The organism is Nannocystis punicea, assembly GCF_026965555.1.
In the GTDB taxonomy this organism is placed as follows: domain Bacteria; phylum Myxococcota_A; class Polyangia; order Nannocystales; family Nannocystaceae; genus Nannocystis; species Nannocystis punicea.
This window is the reverse complement of record NZ_CP114040.1, coordinates 2,391,183-2,411,071: the sequence shown is the minus strand read 5'-3', so window position 1 is coordinate 2,411,071 and position 19,889 is coordinate 2,391,183. Positions and strand designations below refer to the sequence as shown.

Genomic DNA, 19,889 nt, shown 5'->3' with positions numbered 1-19,889 from the left:
TCCGCATCGAAGCCGAACGCGAGCCCTCTCACCGTGATTCTCGCCGACCACGGCGCTGCCCGCCGCGAGCTCGACCTCCGCATCGAAGGCGAGCGCGAGTCCGCCGGGCCGTGATTCTCGCCGACCACTGCGCCGCCCGCCGTGAGCTCGACCTCCGCCTCGACGCCGAGCGCGAGTCCGCCGGGCCGTGATTTTCGCCGACCGAGGCCGCTGCCCGCCGCGAGAGCAAGATCCGCGTCGAAGCCGAGGGCGAACCCTCTCGCCGTGATATCCGCGGACATGTCCGAAAGGACATGGCGGCGAGGCCGCTGCGGCGTGACCTCGACCCCGGCGAGCGCTCCCATGCGCAGCTCGGGCCGCCGGGGCGGCACGCGAGCGCAGGCGCCTCGCCCCGTCTCCGGAGCGGCGCGCCGATCCGCGTGTGCTAAGGTCCGCGTCGCTCCGTGACCACCGCAGTCATCGCCGAGAAGCCCTCCGTCGCCCGCGACATCGCCGCTGCGCTCGGCGTCACGGGCCGCCGCAATGGTTTCTTCGAGGGCAGCGGAACCATCGTCACCTGGGCCATCGGCCACCTCGTCGCGCTGGCCCAGCCGCACGAGATCGACCCCGCGTGGCGGCGCTGGAGCCTCTTCACCCTGCCGATGCTGCCGACCCGTTTTCCGCTGGTCGTCATCCCCGACACCCGGTCGCAGTTCGCGGTGGTGCAGCGGATCTTGAACGACCGCGCCGTCACGCGGGTCATCTGCGCGACCGATGCCGGCCGCGAGGGCGAGCTGATCTTCCGCTACATCTACGAGGCCGCCGGCTGCCGCAAGCCGGTGAGCCGCCTGTGGATCTCGTCCCTGACCCGCGAGGCGATCCTGGCGGGCTTCTCGCGGCTGCGCAGCGGCGCCGACTTCGACGATCTGGCCGACGCCGCCCGCGGCCGCAGCCGCGCCGACTGGCTGGTCGGCATGAACCTCTCTCGCGCCTACAGCCTCACCCTCGATCAGGACATCTCGGTCGGCCGCGTGCAGACGCCGACGCTGGCGATGCTCGTCCAGCGCGAGCTGGCGATCCGCGACTTCGTGCCGGAGGACTACCGCGAGGTCGTGGCCCGCTTCCAGCCGATCACCGACGCGACGCCCCCGGCCGCCTACGAGGGCACGTGGTTTCGCCCGCCGGCCCCGGGCGAGGCCGACGACGAGCCGGCCAGGCGCAGGCGTCTCCCGGCCGACGGCGTGGAAGCGAAGGCGATCGTCGCGCGGGCGCTCGCCGGTCGGGCCGCGATCGCGTCGCTCAAGGCCGAGACCCGCAAGATCCCGCCTCCGCTGCTGTACGACCTCACCGAGCTGCAGCGCCACGCCAATCGCCTGTACGGCCTGAGCGCGCAGAAGACCCTCGACGTGGCCCAGGCGCTGTACGAACGGCACAAGCTGATCAGCTATCCGCGCACCGACAGCCGCCACCTCTCCACCGCCATCGCCGCGACCCTCGCCGACGTCGTGGCGGCCGTGGGCGGCCGCTATCCCGGTCTGCTCGCCCCCGGCAGCGGCCAGCGGCCGCTCGGGCGCCGCTTCGTCGACGACGCCCGGGTGACCGATCACCACGCCATCCTGCCCACCGCGAAGTCGCCGAACGAAGCGACCCTGACCGCCCACGAGCAGAAGATCTACGACCTGATCTGCCGCCGATTGCTCGCGGCCTGGCACGAGGACTACGTCTATTCGGCGACCACCGTGGTCACCACGATCACGTCCGCGGACGCGCCCGAGATCGTCGATCACTACGAGAGCCGCGGCACCGCGGTCCAGCAGCACGGGTGGAAGGTGGTCGAGGTCGGCCACGGCAAGCCGGCCGCCAAAACCCGCGGCAAGGCCGAGTCGCGCGCCGGTGAGGCGGACCCCGGCGATCAAGCCTTGCCCGCCGGCCTCGCCCGCGGCCAGCTGCAGCAGGTGCTCGCGGCGAACATCCTCGCCAAGCAGACGCGACCGCCGCCGCGCCACACCGAGGCCACCCTGCTCACCGCGATGGAGACCGCCGGCCGGCAGCTCGAAGAGAAGGAGCTCTCGGACGCGATGCGCGACCTCGGCCTCGGCACCCCCGCCACGCGGGCCCAGATCATCGAGACGCTCCTGCGCCGCGAATACGTGGTCCGCGAGGGCAAGTCGCTCGCGGCCACCGACAAGGGCATTCATCTGATCTCGGTCGTCCACCCCGACGTCAAGAGCCCGGCGATGACCGGCGAATGGGAGGCCAAGCTCAAGCGAATGTCGCGCGGAGACGGCGACCTGCCGACCTTCATGGCCGCGATCGAATCGTACGTCTCCGCCGTCGTCGGCCGCGTCACCGGCATCGCGCCGCTCCCGAATCCCTCGGGCCCCGCAGCCGCCGAGCGGTGCCCGCCCGCCGCGAGCGAGCCTCCCGGGCCTCCTCTCGCGACCGAGCCTCCCCGTGCTCGTGCCGGGAGCCACACATCGGCGAGTGATCGGCCCGGGGCGACCCCGCCGCGCCGCCCCGCGACGGGCGACCTCTTCGATTCCGTGCCCGTGCCTCGCCGCATTTCTGCCGGCGAGCAAGATGAAGTCGTTTCCGCGACCCCGCCTCGCCGCGGAGCGACGGGCGACCTCTTTGATTCCGCTTCCTCGCCTCGCCGCATTTCTGCCGGCGAGCAAGATGAAGTCGTTTCCGCGACTCCGCCTCGCCGCGGAGCGACGGGCGACCTCTTCGACTCCGCTTCCTCGCCTCGCCGCATTTCTGCCAGCGACCATCCTGACGCCGCTCCCGCGCCCCCGCCTCGCCGCGGAGCGACGGGCGACCTCTTTGACTCCGCTTCCTCGCCTCGCCGCATTTCTCCGAGCGAGCAAGCTGAAGCCGCTTCCGCGACCTCGCCTCGCCGCTTGCCTGCAAACGAGCAAGACGAGGCCTCTGTGGCGACCCCACCTCGTCGCAGAATTACGCGCGACCTCTTTGACTCCGCTCCCGCGGCTCCACCTCGCCGCTCTTCTGCGGACGAGCACGATGAAGCCGCTTCCGCGACCTCGCCTCGCAGCCAAACGACGGGCGACCTGTTCGGTTCCGCTTCCGTGCGCTCACCTCGTCGCATTGCTGCGAGCGAGCGAGATGAAGCCGCTTCCGCGACCTCGCCTCGCCGCGGAGCGACGGCCGACCGCTTTGATTCCGCGACTCCGCCTGGCCGCGCTCCTGCGAAGGGCCACGATGAAGCCGCTCCCGCGACCCAGCCTCGCCGCGGAGCGACGGCCGACCTCTTCGATTCCGTGCCCCCGCCTCGCCGCAGCTCCGCGAGCGCCGATCCTGACGTCACTCCCGCCACCCCGCCTCGACGCGGAACCACGAACAATCTCTCCCCGGTCCCGACCCCGACTCGCCGCGACTCCGCGAGCGACCTCTTCGAAGCCTCTTCTGCCACCCCACCGCACCGCGCCGCTGCGAACGAGTCCGACGACGACCTGCTCGGCCTGCTTCGTTCACGGTTCGACTTCCCCGGCTTTCGCCCCTACCAGGAGGCCGTCTGTAGCGCCGCCACGCGCGGCCGCGACCTCCTGCTCGTCATGCCGACGGGCGCCGGCAAGTCGCTGTGCTATCAGTTGCCCGGCATCGCCCGCGGCGGCACCACTCTGGTGATCAGCCCGCTCATCGCCTTGATGGAAGATCAGTCCACCAGGCTCTCGGCCCGCGGCTTTCGCTCCGAGCGCATCCACTCGGGCCGCGGTCGCGCCGAGTCGCGCCAGGTCTGCCTCGATTACCTGGCCGGCAAGCTCGACTTCCTGTTCATCGCCCCCGAGCGCCTGCGCGTGCCCGGCTTCCCCGAGATGCTCGCCCGCCGCACGCCGGCCCTGATCGCCGTCGACGAGGCCCACTGCATCTCTCAGTGGGGCCACGACTTTCGCCCGGACTATCGCCTGCTCGGCCAGCGACTGCCCGCATTGCGCCCGGCGCCGATCATCGCCCTCACCGCCACCGCCACGCCCACCGTCCAGGACGACATCGTCGATCAGCTGGGTTTGCGCGCCGCCAAACGCTTCATCCACGGCTTTCGCCGCACCAACATCGCCATCGAGGTCATCGAGCGCAACCCGGGCGAGCGCGCCGCGGCGATCTGCGAGCTCCTGTCCGAGCGCGCGCGGCGGCCCGCGATCGTGTACGCCGCCACCCGCAAGAGCGCCGAGGAGCTGGCCCGCGCGCTCGGTCCGCGGCTCGCCGCGGCCTACCACGCCGGCATGGGCAACGAGGACCGCGACCGCGTCCAGGCGGCCTTCCTCGCCGGCCAGCGCGAGGTCATCGTCGCCACCACCGCCTTCGGCATGGGCATCGACAAGGCCGACGTGCGCACCATCATCCACGCCGCGCTGCCCGGCAGCCTCGAGGGCTATTATCAGGAGATCGGCCGCGCCGGCCGCGACGGCAAGGCCGCGCGGGCGGTCCTGTTCCACGCCTACGTCGATCGCAAGACCCACGAATTCTTCCACGAGCGCGACTACCCCGAGCCCCCCGAGCTCGAGCGGATCTACGCCCGGCTGCCGAAGACGCCGGCGGACCGCGCCTCGCTGAACAAGAAGCGCAGCCGCGCCGGGCGGGAGGCGTTCGAGCGGGCCCTCGAGAAGCTGCTCATCCACGGCGGCGCGCTCGAGAGCGGGGACGGCCAGATCGCCAAGGGCGCGGCCACCTGGAAGGCCGGCTACGCCGCCCAGCGCGAGCACAAGCAGGCCCAGCTGCAGGACATGGCGCGCTTCGCCGAGTCGCACGGCTGCCGGATGGTGCGCCTCGTCCGTCACTTCGGCGATCAGGAGGACGGCGGCGAGCCCTGCGGCATCTGCGACGCGTGCGCCCCCGATCGTTGCATCGCCCAGGAATTCCGCGCCCCGAGCGCGAGCGAGCAGGTCCACGCGTCGCGCCTGCTCGCGGCGCTGACGAAGGCCGACGGTCAGGCCACCGGCCGGCTCCACCGCGAGCTGTTCCCCGACGGCGACGTCGATCGACGCTCGTTCGAGCACCTGCTCGGCGGCCTGGTCGCCGCGGGCCTCGTGACCCTCGAGGAGGCGTCGTTCACCAAGCGCGGCAAGCTCATCCCGTTCGAGCGCGCGACGTTGACGGCCGCGGGCAAGTCGCACGACATGACCGCCGCGGGGCTGCGGCTGCCGAAGCAGACGCCGGCCAAGAAGTCCAAGTCGACGACCCGCCGCCGACCCAGCCGTCCGGCCTCCGCCAAGCGCAAGACCGCGAAGAAGACCGCGAAGAAGACCACGAAGCGCACGACCGCGAAGCGCACGACCACCGCTCGCCGCATGCGAGCGCCGGTCGATGACAGCGCATGAGAGCGTGCGCTTCTTGACCTCGAGCTCGACCTCGATGCTGTCCTGAATCCTTGGCCTGGCGCAAGTGAGCGCCGGTGACGACGCATGACGGCACGCGCTCCGCGATCCGTGGACCTCTCGCTCCTCGAGCTCGACCTCGACGCGGCCAGTCCACCTCCACCGCCGGCGCGAGCGAGCGCCGGTCGATGACCGCGCATGAACGCGTGCGCTCCGCGGTCCGCGATCAGTGGGCCTCTTGCTTCTCGATCTTGACCTCGATGCGGCGGCCCTCGGCGCTGTCCTGGATCTGCACGTTCACGTCGCCGTCGACGCCGTCGGCCTGCAGCTGCTCGAGGATCTGCTGCTTCGCCTCCTCGGGCGAGAGCTCCTTGCTGACCTCGTTGACCTCGATCACCGGCAGGTCGTCGATGTTGCCGGTCGCGGGGGCGGCCGTGATCGTCGCGTCCGCCAGCTTCGGGAAGGCCGTCTTGAGGTCGCCGGTCATCGCCTCGGCCGACGGCAGCGACTTCGCGTACAGCTCGATCTCGACCGACGAACCGGTCTGATCGTCCTTCTTCATGCGCACCATCTCCGCGCCGGTCTCCACGGTCTTGCCCTCGAGGTGCTTGGCGATCGCCTGGACCTCGGCGTGGTCGAGGTCGACGCCGGCGATCTTGACGGTGATGCCGGGCAGATCGGCGAGCTCGGCCGAGCGGGCCTGGACCTCGAGGTCGTTCTGGCAGCCGGCCGGGCCGACGAGGGCGCCGAGAAGGAGGGCGAGCGAAGCGATGGTGGTGCGCAGCATGTTGTCTCCGTTGCCTCGCTCTACGGGCCCCCGCGAAAAAGGTGACGGCGGGCGTGCTCGATCTTTCGAGGCGCACATTCGCCCCCTCGTGCACACTGCGGAAAAGAATCGCTGCAGCGTGCACCGACCCCGCTCCGTCGCTCGCTGGTCACCCCGTCGCCGCGATCCATCCTTGCGCGAAGCACCATGGATTGCTCGACGTTCGTGCGACGCCTCGGCCCGCTGCTGCTCGCAATCCTGACCGCGCTCGGTCCATCGGCCGCGCGCGGAGCCCCCGAACCGACCCTGGCGGCGGCTCCTGGGGACGGGACAGTGCGACTGCGGGGCCGGGTCCTCGATCGCGCCGGCCGTCCGCTCGTCGGCGTCACCGTCGAGGCGGTCGACTTCGCTGCGGCCGCAAATCAACCTCGAGTCGTCAGCGGGCCCGAGGGACGCTTCACCGTCTCCGGCCTGGCCCGGCGCTCGCTGCTGCTGCGCCTGAGCCACGGCTCGCATTACACCGAGCTGGTGCCGATCGATCTGCAGCGACCGACCCGGCAGGGCACCGTCGACGCCGGCGCCCTGACCATGACCGCGCGCCGGCCCTGGCGCGCGCGCCTGATGTTCGTCGGCGACACCATGCTCGGGCGCCGCTTCGTCGACGACGATCAGGACGGCGTCGAGGGCGAGCCGGGCGACCTGATCCGCCCCGAATCGCGGACCGCCGACGCCGAGCGGGTGCTGCGATTCGTCCGCGACGCTCTGGCCAGCGCCGATTACACCGTGGTCAACCTCGAATGCGTGGTCACCGATCGCCCGGGCACGCCGCACCCGTACAAGCCCTACGTCCTGCACTCGCACCCCGACGCCCTGAAGGGCCTGGTGAACGCCGGCGTCGACGCGGTCAGCTCGGGCAACAACCACGTGTTCGACTTCCTCGCGCCCGGCGTCGCCGACACCCTCGAGTTCCTCGCCGCCGCCGGCCTCGACGGCACCGGCGCCGGCATCAACGAGAGCCAGGCGCGGCAGACTGCGATCGTCCGCGCCGTGAACGACGTCGACGTCGTGCTGCTGGGTCTGTCGCAGATGCGCGTCGACGGCCTCGACCACGCCACTTATCGCCTCGTCGCCGAGGACCCGGCCAAGAGCGGGGCGCTGTACGCCTCGGCCCACAACCTCGGCGACTTCCTCGCCGAAGCAGGCGAGGCGTTCGCGGTGCCGATGCTGCACGGCGGCGACGAGTACGCCCGTTATCCGACCGCGGCCATGCGCGCCCTGTTCGTCGAGGCCATCGAGGGCGGCGCCGGCCTGGTGGTCGCCCATCACCCGCACGTGCTGCAGGGCGTCGCGGTCGTCGACGGCGCCGACGCGCCCCGGTTCGTATTGATGTCGCTCGGCAACTTCCTGTTCGACCAGACCACCCACGACACGGTCGAGTCGGCGATCGCCGTGGTCGACGTCGACGTCCGCGACGGCGGTCACCGGGTCGAGCGCGTCGAGCTGATCCCCGTGCGCCTCGACGGCTACGTCCCGCGGCTCTTGGCCGGCGAGGCCCTGGCCCGCGTCGGTCGCTCGATCGGCCACCTCTCCACCACCCTGCCGCCCGCGCGCGACGGCCTCCGCGGCGCGGTCGTGTTCCCCTCGCGCCACCGCGTGCTCGCGTTCGCCGACCCGCGTCATTACGCCACCACCGACACGCGCGAGCCGGTGCAACTCGCCGTCCTCGGCCGCGACAGCGGCGCGGTGACGTTCGCCCGCCGCGGCGGGGCCGACAACCTGGCGCGCGTCGACACCGACGTCCCCGCGCAGATCTGGCTCGGCCGCGACCTCCTCGATCACGGCGACTTCGAGGACGGCGACGTCGACGGCCAGACGGGCGACGCCTTCGGCTGGGAGCTGAGCGCGTCGGCGTTCGTCCAGGGCCGCACCGTGCGCCACGGCGCGCGCGCGGCGGCCCTGCGGCGCTCGGCGGCCCTGGACGACACGACCTCGCTGGTCACCCGCCGCCGCGTCCCGATCGACGGCGACAGGCCGATCACCGTCCGCGGCTACCTGCGCGGCGAGGCGGCCGGGGCCGTGGTGGTGCGCGCGCGCTTCTTCGTCGACGCCGAGCTGCTCGGCGAGCAGGTCGTGTTCACCCAAAAAGCCGGCAACTACGACTGGGCCCGCTTCTCGGCCACAGTCACTCCGCCGGCCGGCGCGCGCGGGATGCACCTGTCCTTTCGGCAAGATCGGCCCGCGCGCGGCACCGGCGTCGCCTTCATCGACGATGTCCGGGCGATCCAGTGGGAGCGCACGGTCCGCTCCGGCGAGGCGATCCCCACCCCCAACAAGTGGGACTTCGTCCGCTTCCGCGACGTCGCGCCCGACATCACCCGCATGGACGCAGTGTTCACCCACCGCCGCTACGCGGCCCGGTGAGCCTCACACGCGCACGGTCGGGGCCGGGCCCTGCCAGGTCGGCGCCTCGCTGGCGCGGAACACCTCGCGCAGCTCGCCCGCGCTCTGGAACCGGCGCGCGGGATCCTTCTCGAGCGCGCGGAGGATCAGCGCCTCCCACTCGACCGGGATGTCGGGCCGCAGCAGTCGCGGCGCCGGCACCGGATCCTGGCAGTGGGCCAGGCCGAGGGCGATCGGCGACGGCGCGGCGAACGGCGGGCGGCCGGTGAGCGCGTGGTAGAGCATCGCCCCGAGCGCGTAGATGTCGGTGCGCGCATCGACGAGGCCGCCGCGGACCTGCTCGGGCGCCATGTACTCGGGTGTCCCGATGACCATGTTGGTCGCGGTCATGCCGGCCTCGGCCAGCGGACGGGCGATCCCGAAGTCGATGATCTTCACCGTGCGATCGCCGGCGAGGAGCACGTTGGCCGGCTTGAGGTCGCGGTGGATGACGCCGGCGCCGTGCGCGGCGGCCAGGCCGTCGCACAGCTGCTCGGCGATCGGCCGCAGCTGCGCGGCGGGGATCGCCCCGATCCGCTTGAGGCGGGCCGCGAGGCTCTCGCCGGCGACGTACTCCATCGACAGGAACAGCAGGCCGTTTTCCTCGCCGATGTCGTGCAAGCGCACGACGTTGGGGTGGGAGATCCGTCTGGCAGTGCTGGCCTCGCGGCGCAGGCGATCGGCGGCGCCGGGGTCGAGCAGGCCGAGGCCGGCGACCACCTTGAGGGCGACCTCTTCGCCGAGCCGCTCGTCGCGCGCCAGGTAGACCGCACCCATGCCGCCGGCGCCGAGCAGGCGGGCGACGACGAAGCGGTTGGCGACGCGCTGTCCGGGCCGGACCTGGCCGGCGATCAGGTTCTCGGCCTCGCCGGCCGCGGCCGAGATCGCCGCGCGCTCGGCCGGCGCGGGCCCGAGAGCGGCGATGCTCTGGGTCGCGACCGCGAGCCGCTGCAGCTTGGCGTTGAGCTCGAAGTCGACGTTGCAGACGATGGTCTCGAGCGACTGCACGCGCTGCTCGAGGGCCTTTCGCTCCTCGATCAGCGCCTTGCGCTCTTCCATCAGAGCCTTGAGCTGGCCGGCCTCACCGGCCCCGGCCTCGAGCTCCTTCATCCGCTGTTCGTGCTTGAAGCGGAGGTACTTCGGGCCGAGCCACACGCCGAGGACGGTGATGAAGAAGAAGAGCGAGACGAAGATCTCGGGCATGCGCTCTTCCTTCTTACATCTCTGCTCCGGTCAGCGGGCTGGGGAGCGGCGAGTTCGCCGCCCGGCTCAGACCTTCTCGCCGCGGGCGCGGATGTCGGCGAGGACCGACTCGATGCCGCGCTTGTCGATCACGCGCAGGCCGTGGTTGCTGACCCGCAGGGTGACCCAGCGATCCTCGCTCGGCACGAAGAAGCGCTTGCGGTGCAGGTTGGGGATGTTCCGCTTGTGAGTGCGGATGTGCGAATGCGACACGTTCATGCCGCCCTGAGGGCGCTTCCCGGTGACCTGACAGACTTGCGACATAGCGAGCGGCCTTATGCGAGGCGTTGGAGGGCCGGGAAAGTAGCCGCGGGCTCCCGGGAGTGTCAAGCCAGTGCCGGCCGCTCGCCGGCGTCGGCGAGTGCGGCGCTTCCGCGGATCGCGGCGGCCCAACCCGCCCGCGGCAGCGCGGCGGACGCCCGAATTGGTGCAGAGAGCCCGGATCTTGCCCCCTGCAGCCGCCCGGCGCCGAACACGCAACGTGCGCTAGCGCTCATCCCGCCGGTGCGTGCTACCTTCCGGGCCGCCAAGGAGAGCGACTGATGACACCGAAGTACGCGCCCGCCGAGTACAAAGCGAAGGATTACTCGCACCTCAGGGGGCTGGTCGGGATCACCGACGAGCAGATCGAGGTCCACCTCAAGCTCTATGGCGGTTACGTCAACCGCACCAACGCCCTGTTCACCAAGGTCGCGGGGCTCAGCAACGACGGCAAGACCGGCGACTCCAGCTTCCAGGAGCTCAAGCGCCGCGCCGGCTGGGAGTGGAACGGCATGCGCCTGCACGAGTACTACTTCGACGGCCTGACCCCGAAGGCCGGCGAGCTGCGCGCCGACAACCCGTTCGCGCAGGCGGTCACCGCGCAGTTCGGCAGCATCGAGGCGTGGAAGGCCGATCTCGTCGGCGTCGCCAAGATGCCGGGCGTCGGCTGGGCCCTCACCTACCTCGACCCGAACAACGGGCAGATCTGGAACCACTGGGTCGAGGCCCACCAGGACGGCCACCCGGCCGGCGGCCGCCTGCTGCTCGCGCTCGACGTGTGGGAGCACGCCTTCGCCGTCTACCGCAAGCCGCTGCCGCCCGAGCGCGCCGCCTACATCGACGACTTCTTCGCCAACGTCGCCTGGGACGTGATCGCGCAGCGCCTCGCCTGAGCGGCCGATGTCCCCGGCGCCATGTCCTTCGGGACATGGCCTGAAGACCCAGCGCGAAAGGGCATGTCCGTGTGGACATGCCCTTTCGTTCATGCGCTCGGGAAGACCGGGCTCAGGGCGCGGCGCCCTCGTCGATCCACTGCTCGAGCAGGGCGATCGTGTCGGCCGGCAGCGGCGGGCCGCCCTTCGGCATCTGCGACGGGTTGCCGTTGAACGGCCCGTCGCCGGCGGTGCCCTTGAGCTTGGCGACCAGGTACGAGTTGGCGGAGTCGCCGGTGGCGACGCGCTTGAAGCCCGCGGCCTGCATCGAGTCGACGTCGACCAGGTTCTGGTACGAGTCCTGCGCGTTGGTCATCGTCAGGCCGCCGGAGCCCTGCTGATGGCAACTGCAATGGCCCTGGATGACGACGGGGAACACGTCGGCCTCCCAGCTGAGGCCGTCGCCGGTGGTGGTCGTGGTCGAGGTGGTGGTCTCCGCCTCGGTCGTGGTGCCCGGCTCGGTCGTCGTCCCGGGCTCGGTGGTCGTCGTCCCGGGCTCCTCCGTCGTCGTGCCCGGCGAGGTCGCCGTCTCGGGCTCGGTCGTCGACGTGGTCGTCGTCGGCTCGGCGGTGGTGGGCTCGTTCGTGGTGGCCTCGGTCCCGGTGGTCGTGCCGAGGGTGTCGGTCGCGCTCGTCGTGTCGTCCATGGTCGTGCCCGGCGTGGCGTTGGCGTCGGTGGCGTTGCCGTCGTCGCCGCACGCGACCAGCGGCATGGCGAACAAGGAGCAGGTGAAGATCAATCGAAGCGAGGTGTTCATCGCGGCGGGACACTATCACGAGTCACCGCGCCTCGACGCGCGCACCGCCGCTCTCGGGGCTGTCCCGAGCGCGGCGGCGGGCCCACTTCATTTGCGACGCATGAGGTCGCAGGCACCCAGCATCACTCGGCCGCGCCGGCGTCGATCCACGCGCCGATCTTGTCGAGGTCGGCGGAGCTCAGCGCAGCGGCGGGCGGCGGCGGCATGGCAGTGCCGTTGCCACCGACCTCCACGTGGGTGTTGTTGATCTTGTGCCACAGGTAGCTGGCGTCGCGATCCGACGGCGCGACCAGCTGCATCGACGCGAGCTCGATCGACTGCTTGCCGACGAGGTTGGCGTGCGAGTCGCCCGGCGTGATCACGAACCAGCCCGAGGCCGTGCCGCCGGCCACGTGACAGCCCGTCGTGCAGTTCGCGTCCCAGATCGGCTGGATGTCGGTCTCGTAGTCGACCGCGCCCGAGCCGGTGGTCGGCGTCTCGGTGTCGTCCGTGGTGGCCGTGCCGTCGGTCGTGTCCGTCGCGTCCGTCGTGGTCGGCTCGTTGGTGGTGGTGTTGTTGGTGGTCGCGTTGGTGGCGTCGGTGGTGGTGGTGTCGTCGGTGTCCGAGGCCGAGCCGCCGTTGCCGTTGTCACACGCAGCAGCGACGAGGATCAGCGCGGCGAGCGAGGCCTTGCGGGCGCTCGCAATCCAGGAGATGGAAACACTGTTCATAGCGCAACAATCGATACCATCTCGGCACTGTTGCGATCAAGCGTCCAATCGCGGATGGGGCGAGAAAGCCCCAGGGCCGGCCCCGAATCATCTGTCCTTCAAGACAGGCTCGTCGTGACACGTGGATGCGGAGAGCACGCGAGCGGCCCGTGCTAGCTTGCAGGTCGTGAGGCTCTTGCGCGCAGTCACGACGATCGGGCTCGCGCTCGCGCTCGCGGGCTGCGGGGCGCCGCTCGCATACACGCGGTACGTCGAGGCAGTGCCGTACAGCACGGCGCCGCTGCCCGAGCGAGCGCACGTGTTCTTGATCGCCGGCGGATCCGACGTCGCCAACTTCGCCGCCGAGGTCGCGGCCCAGCGCGAACTCTTGATCGCACGCGGCGTGCAGCGGGACGAGATCGCGTGCTACTGGGCCTGGCCCACGCGCGAGGCGTTCCGCCGCGACCGCGCGCAGTACCGCCGCCTCGCGACCGAGCTCGCCGACTGCTACCCCGCCGCCACCGCGGTCGTGCGCGAGCACCTGGCCCGCGCGGCCGCCCGCCGGCCGCCGTTCCTCTACGTGTACGTCACGAGCCACGGGCTGAGCTCCCTGCTGCCGTCGGATGTCCCGAAGGACCTGCTCGAAGCGCCAGACGCGGCGATGCTCGACCAGTACGCGCTGCAGCTGGGGGCCGGGCCGGGCCGCGGGTTCCACCCGGCGTTCCTGATGACGGCGCGCCGCGCAGGAGCGCCGGCCGACGACCTGGTGTTCTCCCCGGGGATGCTGGCCCGCTCGCTGCAAGCGTTCCCCGTCGCGACGCCGAAGATCGTGGTGTTGCAGGCGTGTCACGCGGGCGGCTTCGCCGCGGCGCTCGCCGCCGTCCCCGGCCTGGTCGGCCTGGCCGCGGCCCGCCACGACCGCACCAGCTTCGGCTGCGATCCCGGCCCCGACATGACGATCTTCGGCGCGATCTACATCCGCCTGCTCGCCGACCGCCTCACCGCCGCCGCCGCCCTGCCCGCGCTCGACTGGCCCGGCCTCTACCAGGCGCTGCAAGCCCAGGTCGCCAGCGCCGAGGCGAGCCACGGCGCGACGCCGTCGCTGCCGGTGTTCCTCGAGAGCCGCGCCGTGCCGTAGTTCTCTTTCATGGGACATGTCCTCGAGGACATGTTCATAAGAGGCTTGCTCAGAGGACATGTCCTCACGGACATGCCCGATCGGCCTGCTCAGCCCTGGCCGGCGATCCACGCCGAGATCGCGGCGGCGAGGGCCGTCTCGCCGCCGGCGGAGGCCTCGCCGAGGGCCTGGCGGGCCAGCGCGACCGTCTGGGCGCGGCTCTCGGGGCCGGTCTCGCCGGCGGCCAGGTCGGCGGCGGCGCGGGCCTTGGCGAGGGCGAAGCGGGCCAGCGCGACCTGGGCGGGCACGGCGGCGCGGGTCGCCAGGGCCAGGGCGCGGGCGCAGGCGCCCTGGGCGGCCGCGTGCTCGCCGAGCGCCGAGTCGACGGCGCAAAGCCACGTCAGCGGCTCGACCAGGCGCGGGTGCTCGGGGCCGAGGACGTGCTCCCAGGCCGCGAGGGCGCGCCGCAGGTCGCCGGCGGCGTCGGCCCAGCGCTGGTCGGCGGCCGCCGCCAGCCCGCGGCCGATCAGCGCGAGGGACATGTCCGGATGGTCCTGCCCGTAGATCTCGGTGTAGATGGCGAGGGCGTCGTCGTAGCGCTGGCGGGCCGCGGCCGAGTCGCCGCGGGCGCGCGCGAGGTCGCCGGCGGCGACGTGGACGCGGGCGCGGTCGGGGTGCTCGGGCGGCAGGCGGGCCGACGCCAGCTCCTGGGCGCGGGCGACGTGGCCGGTGGCCTCGTGGTCGCGACCGCCGCGCTGACAGGCCGCCGCGAGGTCGAGCAAGATCGGCAGGAGCCGCGGGTGCTCGACGCCGAGGATCTCCTCGCCGCGGCGCAGCGCCGCGGTCAGCTCGACCCGCGCCGTCTCGACGTCGCCCTCCTGCAGCAGGGCCCGGCCGTAGCGGCCGCGGGCGCTGGCCTCGCGGCGGCCGTCGTCGCCGAGCCGCTGCAGCGCGGCCGACAGGCGCGGCCACAGCCGGCGCGCCTCGCCGCGGCGGCCGAGGTCCTCGCACTCGACCGCGAACTGCAGGGTCAGGGCGTCGGCCGCGACCTCGTCGTGACGGCTCGCCTCCGCCGCCCACAGCGCGTCCGACAGCCCGCGCGCCGCCGCCTCGGCGCGGCCGAGCGCCCGCTCGATGGCCGCGCGCCCGTACAGCGCCTCGGCCCGGGCCGGCAGCCACGTCTCGTCGGCGGCCGCCAGCGCGCGGGCGATGTCCCACGCCCGCGGCGCGTCGCCCAGCGCCAGCACCGCGCCCGCGTGGTCGAGCTCGGCCCGCAGCCGCGCGACCTGGGCCCGCAGCTCGTCGTCCTCCGGCCCCGGCACCACGGCCGCCAGCCGCCGCGGGTCGTCGCAGTCGCGCGGCGCCGGCAGGGCGTCGAGGGCCGTGGCGGCGCGGTCGAGCGCCGGGCCCGAGGCCTCCGACAGCGCCCGCGCCAGCCCGGCGAACGCGCTGCGCCGGCGCTCGAGGCAGGCCCGACGCCGCGCCCCGGCCTCGCCGCCGGCCTCGGCGTCCGCCTGCGCGTTGCGACATGTCTCCTGGAACATGTCTCGAAGTTCTTGCGCGTGGTGGTCGAGCTCGGCCAGGGTCGGGCCGGCGAACACCGCCCCGCCGGGCCGCTCGGCCAGGGCGCGGGCCAGCCCGGCGCGGCGGCCCTCGTCCCAGCCGAGGTCGGGCGTCTCGCACATGCCCGCGAGGACAGGTTGCTCGGGGCGGGCGGCGACCACGTCGTAGACGGCGAACGCGGCCCCGGCGAACGCGACCGCCAGGCCGCCCGCGAGCGCGACCTTGCGGCCGAGCCGGCGCGGCCGCGGCGTCTCGTCGAGGTGGTCGAGCAGCTCGTTCATCGCCTTGAAGCGGTCGGCGGGGCGGACGCTGAGCCCGCGGAGGACGATGCGGTGCAGCCAGGCCGGGACGTCGGTGTCCTTCGGGACGTCCTGCACGCGGCCGGCGAGCACGGCCTCGCGGACCACCGGCACGCGGTCGCCGACGAACGGCCGCTGGCCGTAGAGGCCCTCGTACAGGGCGACGCAGAAGCTGAACTGGTCGGTGCGCGCGTCGGTGGCCTGGCCGAGGTACTGCTCGGGGGCCATGTACGCCGGCGTGCCGGTCATGCCGCCCGTGCGGGTGATCCGCATGTCGAGCAGGCTCTTCTCGGCCATCGCCTTGATCACCTCGGTGTACGTGTCGGGCCGGGACAGCGGGCCGAGGCCCTGACCGGCGCGGGCGAGGCCGAAGTCGCCGACGCGCACGCGGCCCTCGGCGTCGATCAGCACGTTGTCGGGCTTGAAGTCGCGGTGGATGATGCCGGCCTTGTGCGCCGCCGCCAGGCCGCGTCCGGCCTGCATGAACACCACCAGCACCTCCTTCCAGCCGCGCCGCCGCGGCCCGTTCGGGCCCTCCGCCGAGCGCAACCACTTCGTCAGGGTCACGCCCTTGACGAACTCCATGGCGAAGAAGATCTGGTCCTCGACCGAGCCGACGTCGAAGATCGCGATCACGTTCGGGTGCGACAGCTGGGCCATCGCCTGCGCCTCGCGCATCAGGCGGTGACGCGCCTTGTCCCGCTTGGCCCGGCTGACCACCGCCGTGCGCATCACCTTGAGCGCGACCTTGCGGTCGAGGTCGCGGTCGTAGGCGACGTAGACGACGCCCATCCCGCCCGAGCCCAGCCGCTTGAGCACGTTGAAGCGGCCGATCTGGCTCGGCAGCGGCTCCAAGTCGATCGCGCAGTCGTTGGCCGGCTCGCCGTCGACCGGCGGCGTCAGCGGCGTCCCGGCCTCGGGCGACGGGCTCACGTGCGACAGGACCGGCGTCAGCGGCGTGTCCAGCGTCAGATCGGCGGGAGAAGACACGAGTCTGGGGGCATCGTACCACGGCCCTTGCGGCGGCCTCATCGGTCCCGATAGCCTGGCGGCGATGCCCCGTCGCGCTCGCGTCTTCGCGCTCGCCGCTCACCTCACCGCCGGGATCGCGGCCTGCGCGGGTCAGCGCAGCGGTCCCGTCCCGCCCAGCCGCGCGGAGGCGCCGCCGCCCTTCGCGGTGGCCCCCGAGTTCCGCGTCCCCGACAGCGCCGGGACGCCGCGCGGCCTGGCGGATCTCGCCGGCCCGAACGGCCTGGTCCTGGTCACCTATCGCGGCCACTGGTGACCCTTCTGCAGGAAGCAGCTCGGGCAGCTGCAGGAAGCCTTGCCGCAGCTCCAGGCGCTCGGCGTGAACGTCGCGGCGGTGTCCGCCGACGACCTCGAGGGCGCCAGGATCATGATCGCGCGCGAGCACTTGACCTTCCCGATCCTCAGCGACCCGGAGGGCGTGATGCTCAAGGCGTGGTCGCGCTGGGACTTCGGCAACGGCGTCGGCCTGGCCGGCACCTTCGTCCTCGACCGCGACCACAAACCCGTCTTCTTCGAGGACGACGGCGAGCGGTTCTACAAGCGGCCGCGGGTCGACCGCGTGCTCGACGTGGCGCGGACGCTCGCGCGCTGACGTCATTCGCGACGCCCGCGTCACGAGGTGCTCACATTCACGAATGTGGGCACTCGCCTACGTCGGCAGCAACGGCAGGCGCACGGTGAAGGTCGTGCCCTCGCCGGCCTCGCTCTTGACCAGGATCTCGCCGCCGAGCAAATGACAGAGCTCGCGGCAGATCGCCAGCCCCAGGCCGGTGCCGCCGAACTTGCGGGCGATCGAGCCGTCGGCCTGCTGGAAGGCGCTGAACAGGCTGCCGATCTTGTGCGCCGGGATCCCCGGCCCGGTGTCGGACACCACCGCGACGAGGAAGTCGACGTCGTCCTCGCGCTCGAACCACACCCGCAGCTCGATCCACCCGCGCCGCGTGAACTTGACCGCGTTGCTGAGCAGGTTGAGCAGGATCTGCTTCAACTTGGTGCGGTCGACGACGATCGCCCGCTGCGGCTCGCTGCACAGCACCTGGATGTGGTTGCCGTTCTTGACCGCCGCGGGCAGCAGGGTGCTCTGCAGGTCGTCGAGCAGCGGGCCGATCACGCAGCGCTCGCGCGTGATCTCCATCTTGGCCGCCTCGATCTTCGACAGGTCGAGGATGTTGTTGATGAGCTCGAGCAGGTGGGTCGCGGCGCCGTGGATCCGCCCGAGGTCGCGCTGCAGCTCGTCCTGCTCGTCGCGCTCCTCGGCCAGCAGCTCGGTGTAGCCGATGATCGCGTTGAGCGGGGTCCGCAGCTCGTGGCTCATGTTGGCGAGGAAGATGCTCTTGGTCCGGCTGGCCTCGAGCGCCAGGGTCTCGGCCCGCCGCCGCTCCTGCACCTCGAGCGTCAGCTGCTCGGTGCGCTCGGCCACGCGGGCCTCGAGCTCGTCGCGGGCGCGCCGCAGGTCCTCCTCGACCCGCCGGCGCGCGGTGATGTCGGTGATGGCGACCAGCGAGCCGCGGTGCTCGCCGCGCGGCCCGAACAGCGGCTTGGCGGAGACGATGGCCCAGAAGTCGGCGCCGTCCTCGCGGCGGAAGCGGAAGTCGAACTGGTCCTCGGAGCCCTGGCGCCGCCGCTTCAGGTTGGACCGCGCCGCGGCGGCGCTCTCGTCGTCCATGTAGTCGAAGATCCGGCGGCCGATCATGGCCTCGGGGGTGGTCGCCAGCATCGCCGCGAGCCGCGAGTTGACGAAGTCGATCGCGCCGTCGGGGTCGTTGACGAGGATGCCGTCGTTGATGGTCTGCAGCAGGGTGTGGAAGTACGAGTCGTCGCGCTTGAGCTCGACCGACGAGGCGTTGCGCACGGCGCGGACGAGGCAGAGGAAGCCGACCCGCCGCGCGTCCTCGTCGAGCCACGGCACGATCGTGTGCTCGGTCCAGCGGATCGGCGCCTCCGGCGGTCGCCAGCGGAACATCGACGTGGTGGGCGAGGCGCCCGCGACCGCGTCGTCGTAGCGCTCGAGGTCGTCGTCGTGGACCAGCGCGCGCAGGCCCGCAGGATCGGCGAACAGCTCCGCCGGGTCGCGCCCCGACAGCTCGCGCACCGCGCCGGCCAGCTCCTCGATCTGCAGCCGCGGCGCCAGCCGCACCCGCGCCAGCAGCAGCTCGGCGGCGTTCCACAGCGCCGCCACGTCGGCACCACCAAAGCCGACGTGCGTGCTGCCAAGCTGCCCCGGTGCTCCCGACCTCGCGGTCATCTCCTGTGATGATAACACCCGGAACGGCGGTCGGGACGCTTCAGCCGCTGCTTCGCGCGGGCCCCGCCGTGCAGATGCAATCGCGCGCACGGTTCGGCGCGCCCGTGGACGCGGCCGACCGTGCGGCGAAGCGGCGAGCCGCAGCCCTCAGGGCAGCAGGAGCCCCGGGTCGGACACCGACAACGACAGCAACGCCGGGTGAGGCGTGCCGGGCACGACGCCCAGGGCGCGGTTGATGGCGAAGCTGGTGACGTACAGCTTCTTCCGCGTCAGCAAGGTCTGGCCGAACACCACGCTCGACGGCGCGTCGAGCAGGCCGCCCTGGGCGAGCACGTGGACGTCGCCGTCGTCGTCGACCCGCACCAGCCGGTCCTGCCCGTTGACCGCGACGTAGAGATCGCCGTCGGCGTCGAAGGCGATGCCGTCGGCGCCCGCGAGCTTGTCGTAGTCGTCGACCCAGACCTCGGGCTCGCCCGGCTCGCCGTGACACTCGATCGGGATGCGCACGATCGTCCCGTAGTCGAGGTTGCCGACGTAGAGGTTGCGCTTCCAGCGGTCGAACGCGATGCCGTCGACGCCGAAGCTGTGGAACGGCAGGAACGGGGTCACCGGGTCGCCCTCGAGCGACGGATCGGCGAGCCACACGTCGGCGTCGCCGTCGTCGTCGATCTTCCAGATCACGCCGAGGAACGGGTCGGTGACGTAGAGGTCGCCGCGGTCGTCGAACGCGAGGTCGTTGGGGAAGCCGAGCGGATCGAGCGCGGCGTACTCGGTGGTGTGGCCGGTGATCGGGTTGATCCGCCACACGAACGCGGCCGCCGGCTCGGGCGCGAACGCCCCGCTGCCGGCGTACAGATAGCCGTCCCAGCCGAACTTGAGCCCGAGCATGAAGGTGCCCTCCGGCACCGGCGGCGTCGCCAGGGTGGTCAGCTGCCCGTTCGGCTTCAGCCGCTTCACCGTCGGCCCCATCGACATGTAGAGGTTGCCGGCCCAGTCGGTCGTGATCGACTCGGGTAGCTCCCCCTGCGCCGGGTCGAACGCCCGCACCAGCGACGGCCCGCCCGCCGAAGCCTCACCCGCGCCGAACAACACCGCCGCACCCACCACGACTGCTAGTGTCCTCACCATCTGCGAATCCCCCCAGGCCAACGTACGGGCCCGGCGCGCGCGGCGTCAATGACTATGCATAATCGGACCGCGAGTCATTCCATCCATATGCGCTCCTATCTCCGTGTAGG

General features: G+C 72.1%; 13 protein-coding genes and 1 pseudogene. 6 read left to right on the top strand and 8 right to left on the bottom strand.

Annotated features, from left to right (window positions below; genetic code table 11):
• Window positions 1-443: 443 nt before the first annotated feature.
• Window positions 444-5,315: a DNA topoisomerase 3 gene (locus O0S08_RS09275; RefSeq protein ID WP_269038678.1), complete on the top strand. Its 4,872-nt coding sequence runs from the start codon at window positions 444-446 to the stop codon at window positions 5,313-5,315.
• A 223-nt stretch (window positions 5,316-5,538) separates the two neighbouring features.
• Here O0S08_RS09275 and O0S08_RS09270 read toward each other — a convergent pair whose 3' ends face one another.
• Entirely contained in the window at window positions 5,539-6,099 is a 561-nt protein-coding gene (locus O0S08_RS09270; RefSeq protein ID WP_269038677.1) for a hypothetical protein, read from the bottom strand.
• A gap of 186 nt (window positions 6,100-6,285) precedes the next feature.
• Between O0S08_RS09270 and O0S08_RS09265 the strand changes: the two genes are divergently transcribed.
• Window positions 6,286-8,499 carry a CapA family protein gene (locus tag O0S08_RS09265; RefSeq protein ID WP_269038676.1) on the top strand — a complete coding sequence of 738 codons (2,214 nt, stop codon included), beginning with the start codon at window positions 6,286-6,288 and terminating at the stop codon, window positions 8,497-8,499.
• A gap of 3 nt (window positions 8,500-8,502) precedes the next feature.
• On the opposite strand, the gene O0S08_RS09260 is transcribed toward O0S08_RS09265, so the two are convergent.
• Window positions 8,503-9,720, bottom strand: a complete 1,218-nt coding sequence (locus tag O0S08_RS09260; protein ID WP_269038675.1) for a serine/threonine-protein kinase — start codon at window positions 9,718-9,720, stop codon at window positions 8,503-8,505.
• Between the two features lie 66 nt (window positions 9,721-9,786).
• Window positions 9,787-10,023, bottom strand: coding sequence for a 50S ribosomal protein L28 (gene rpmB, locus O0S08_RS09255; RefSeq protein WP_269038674.1), 237 nt, complete (start codon window positions 10,021-10,023; stop codon window positions 9,787-9,789).
• Between the two features lie 278 nt (window positions 10,024-10,301).
• Between rpmB and O0S08_RS09250 the strand changes: the two genes are divergently transcribed.
• The gene (locus tag O0S08_RS09250) at window positions 10,302-10,913 is read left to right on the top strand and encodes a superoxide dismutase (protein ID WP_269038673.1); all 612 of its coding nucleotides are present in this window, start codon (window positions 10,302-10,304) and stop codon (window positions 10,911-10,913) included.
• 112 nt (window positions 10,914-11,025) lie between these two features.
• On the opposite strand, the gene O0S08_RS09245 is transcribed toward O0S08_RS09250, so the two are convergent.
• Window positions 11,026-11,709 carry a hypothetical protein gene (locus O0S08_RS09245; protein WP_269038672.1) on the bottom strand — a complete coding sequence of 228 codons (684 nt, stop codon included), beginning with the start codon at window positions 11,707-11,709 and terminating at the stop codon, window positions 11,026-11,028.
• A gap of 122 nt (window positions 11,710-11,831) precedes the next feature.
• Window positions 11,832-12,419 (bottom strand): hypothetical protein, encoded by a 588-nt coding sequence (locus tag O0S08_RS09240; RefSeq protein WP_269038671.1) that lies wholly within the window; start codon window positions 12,417-12,419, stop codon window positions 11,832-11,834.
• Window positions 12,420-12,585: 166 nt separating this feature from the next.
• Here O0S08_RS09240 and O0S08_RS09235 point away from each other — a divergent pair, with 166 nt between their 5' ends.
• Complete coding sequence (locus O0S08_RS09235) at window positions 12,586-13,536, top strand: C13 family peptidase (protein ID WP_269038670.1); 951 nt, start codon at window positions 12,586-12,588, stop codon at window positions 13,534-13,536.
• 89 nt (window positions 13,537-13,625) lie between these two features.
• On the opposite strand, the gene O0S08_RS09230 is transcribed toward O0S08_RS09235, so the two are convergent.
• Window positions 13,626-16,367: a serine/threonine-protein kinase gene (locus O0S08_RS09230; RefSeq protein WP_269038669.1), complete on the bottom strand. Its 2,742-nt coding sequence runs from the start codon at window positions 16,365-16,367 to the stop codon at window positions 13,626-13,628.
• Window positions 16,368-16,431: 64 nt separating this feature from the next.
• On the opposite strand from O0S08_RS09230, the gene O0S08_RS09225 reads away from it, so the two are divergent.
• Together O0S08_RS09225 and O0S08_RS09220 are read left to right on the top strand one after the other, a co-directional pair.
• Window positions 16,432-16,662, top strand: a complete 231-nt coding sequence (locus O0S08_RS09225) for a hypothetical protein (RefSeq protein ID WP_269038668.1) — start codon at window positions 16,432-16,434, stop codon at window positions 16,660-16,662.
• Between the two features lie 12 nt (window positions 16,663-16,674).
• Window positions 16,675-16,998, top strand: a pseudogene (locus O0S08_RS09220) (redoxin domain-containing protein); the annotation flags it as partial.
• A gap of 57 nt (window positions 16,999-17,055) precedes the next feature.
• Here the strand turns inward: O0S08_RS09220 and O0S08_RS09215 are convergent.
• Together O0S08_RS09215 and O0S08_RS09210 are read right to left on the bottom strand one after the other, a co-directional pair.
• A complete protein-coding gene (locus O0S08_RS09215; protein WP_269038667.1) occupies window positions 17,056-18,651 on the bottom strand; it encodes a PAS domain-containing sensor histidine kinase in 1,596 nt (531 codons plus the stop codon).
• Window positions 18,652-18,798: 147 nt separating this feature from the next.
• Complete coding sequence (locus O0S08_RS09210) at window positions 18,799-19,779, bottom strand: SMP-30/gluconolactonase/LRE family protein (RefSeq protein WP_269038666.1); 981 nt, start codon at window positions 19,777-19,779, stop codon at window positions 18,799-18,801.
• Window positions 19,780-19,889 lie beyond the last annotated feature (110 nt).

Bases quoted from the DNA above. Each gene is read 5' to 3' on its own strand.
- O0S08_RS09210 (WP_269038666.1), bottom strand. From the start codon at position 19,779: ATGGTGAGGACACTAGCAGTCGTGGTGGGTGCGGCGGTGTTGTTCGGC.
- O0S08_RS09270 (WP_269038677.1), bottom strand. From the start codon at position 6,099: ATGCTGCGCACCACCATCGCTTCGCTCGCCCTCCTTCTCGGCGCCCTC.
- O0S08_RS09240 (WP_269038671.1), bottom strand. From the start codon at position 12,419: ATGAACAGTGTTTCCATCTCCTGGATTGCGAGCGCCCGCAAGGCCTCG.
- O0S08_RS09250 (WP_269038673.1), top strand. From the start codon at position 10,302: ATGACACCGAAGTACGCGCCCGCCGAGTACAAAGCGAAGGATTACTCG.
- rpmB (WP_269038674.1), bottom strand. From the start codon at position 10,023: ATGTCGCAAGTCTGTCAGGTCACCGGGAAGCGCCCTCAGGGCGGCATG.
- O0S08_RS09225 (WP_269038668.1), top strand. From the start codon at position 16,432: ATGCCCCGTCGCGCTCGCGTCTTCGCGCTCGCCGCTCACCTCACCGCC.
- O0S08_RS09265 (WP_269038676.1), top strand. From the start codon at position 6,286: ATGGATTGCTCGACGTTCGTGCGACGCCTCGGCCCGCTGCTGCTCGCA.
- O0S08_RS09260 (WP_269038675.1), bottom strand. From the start codon at position 9,720: ATGCCCGAGATCTTCGTCTCGCTCTTCTTCTTCATCACCGTCCTCGGC.
- O0S08_RS09215 (WP_269038667.1), bottom strand. From the start codon at position 18,651: ATGACCGCGAGGTCGGGAGCACCGGGGCAGCTTGGCAGCACGCACGTC.
- O0S08_RS09245 (WP_269038672.1), bottom strand. From the start codon at position 11,709: ATGAACACCTCGCTTCGATTGATCTTCACCTGCTCCTTGTTCGCCATG.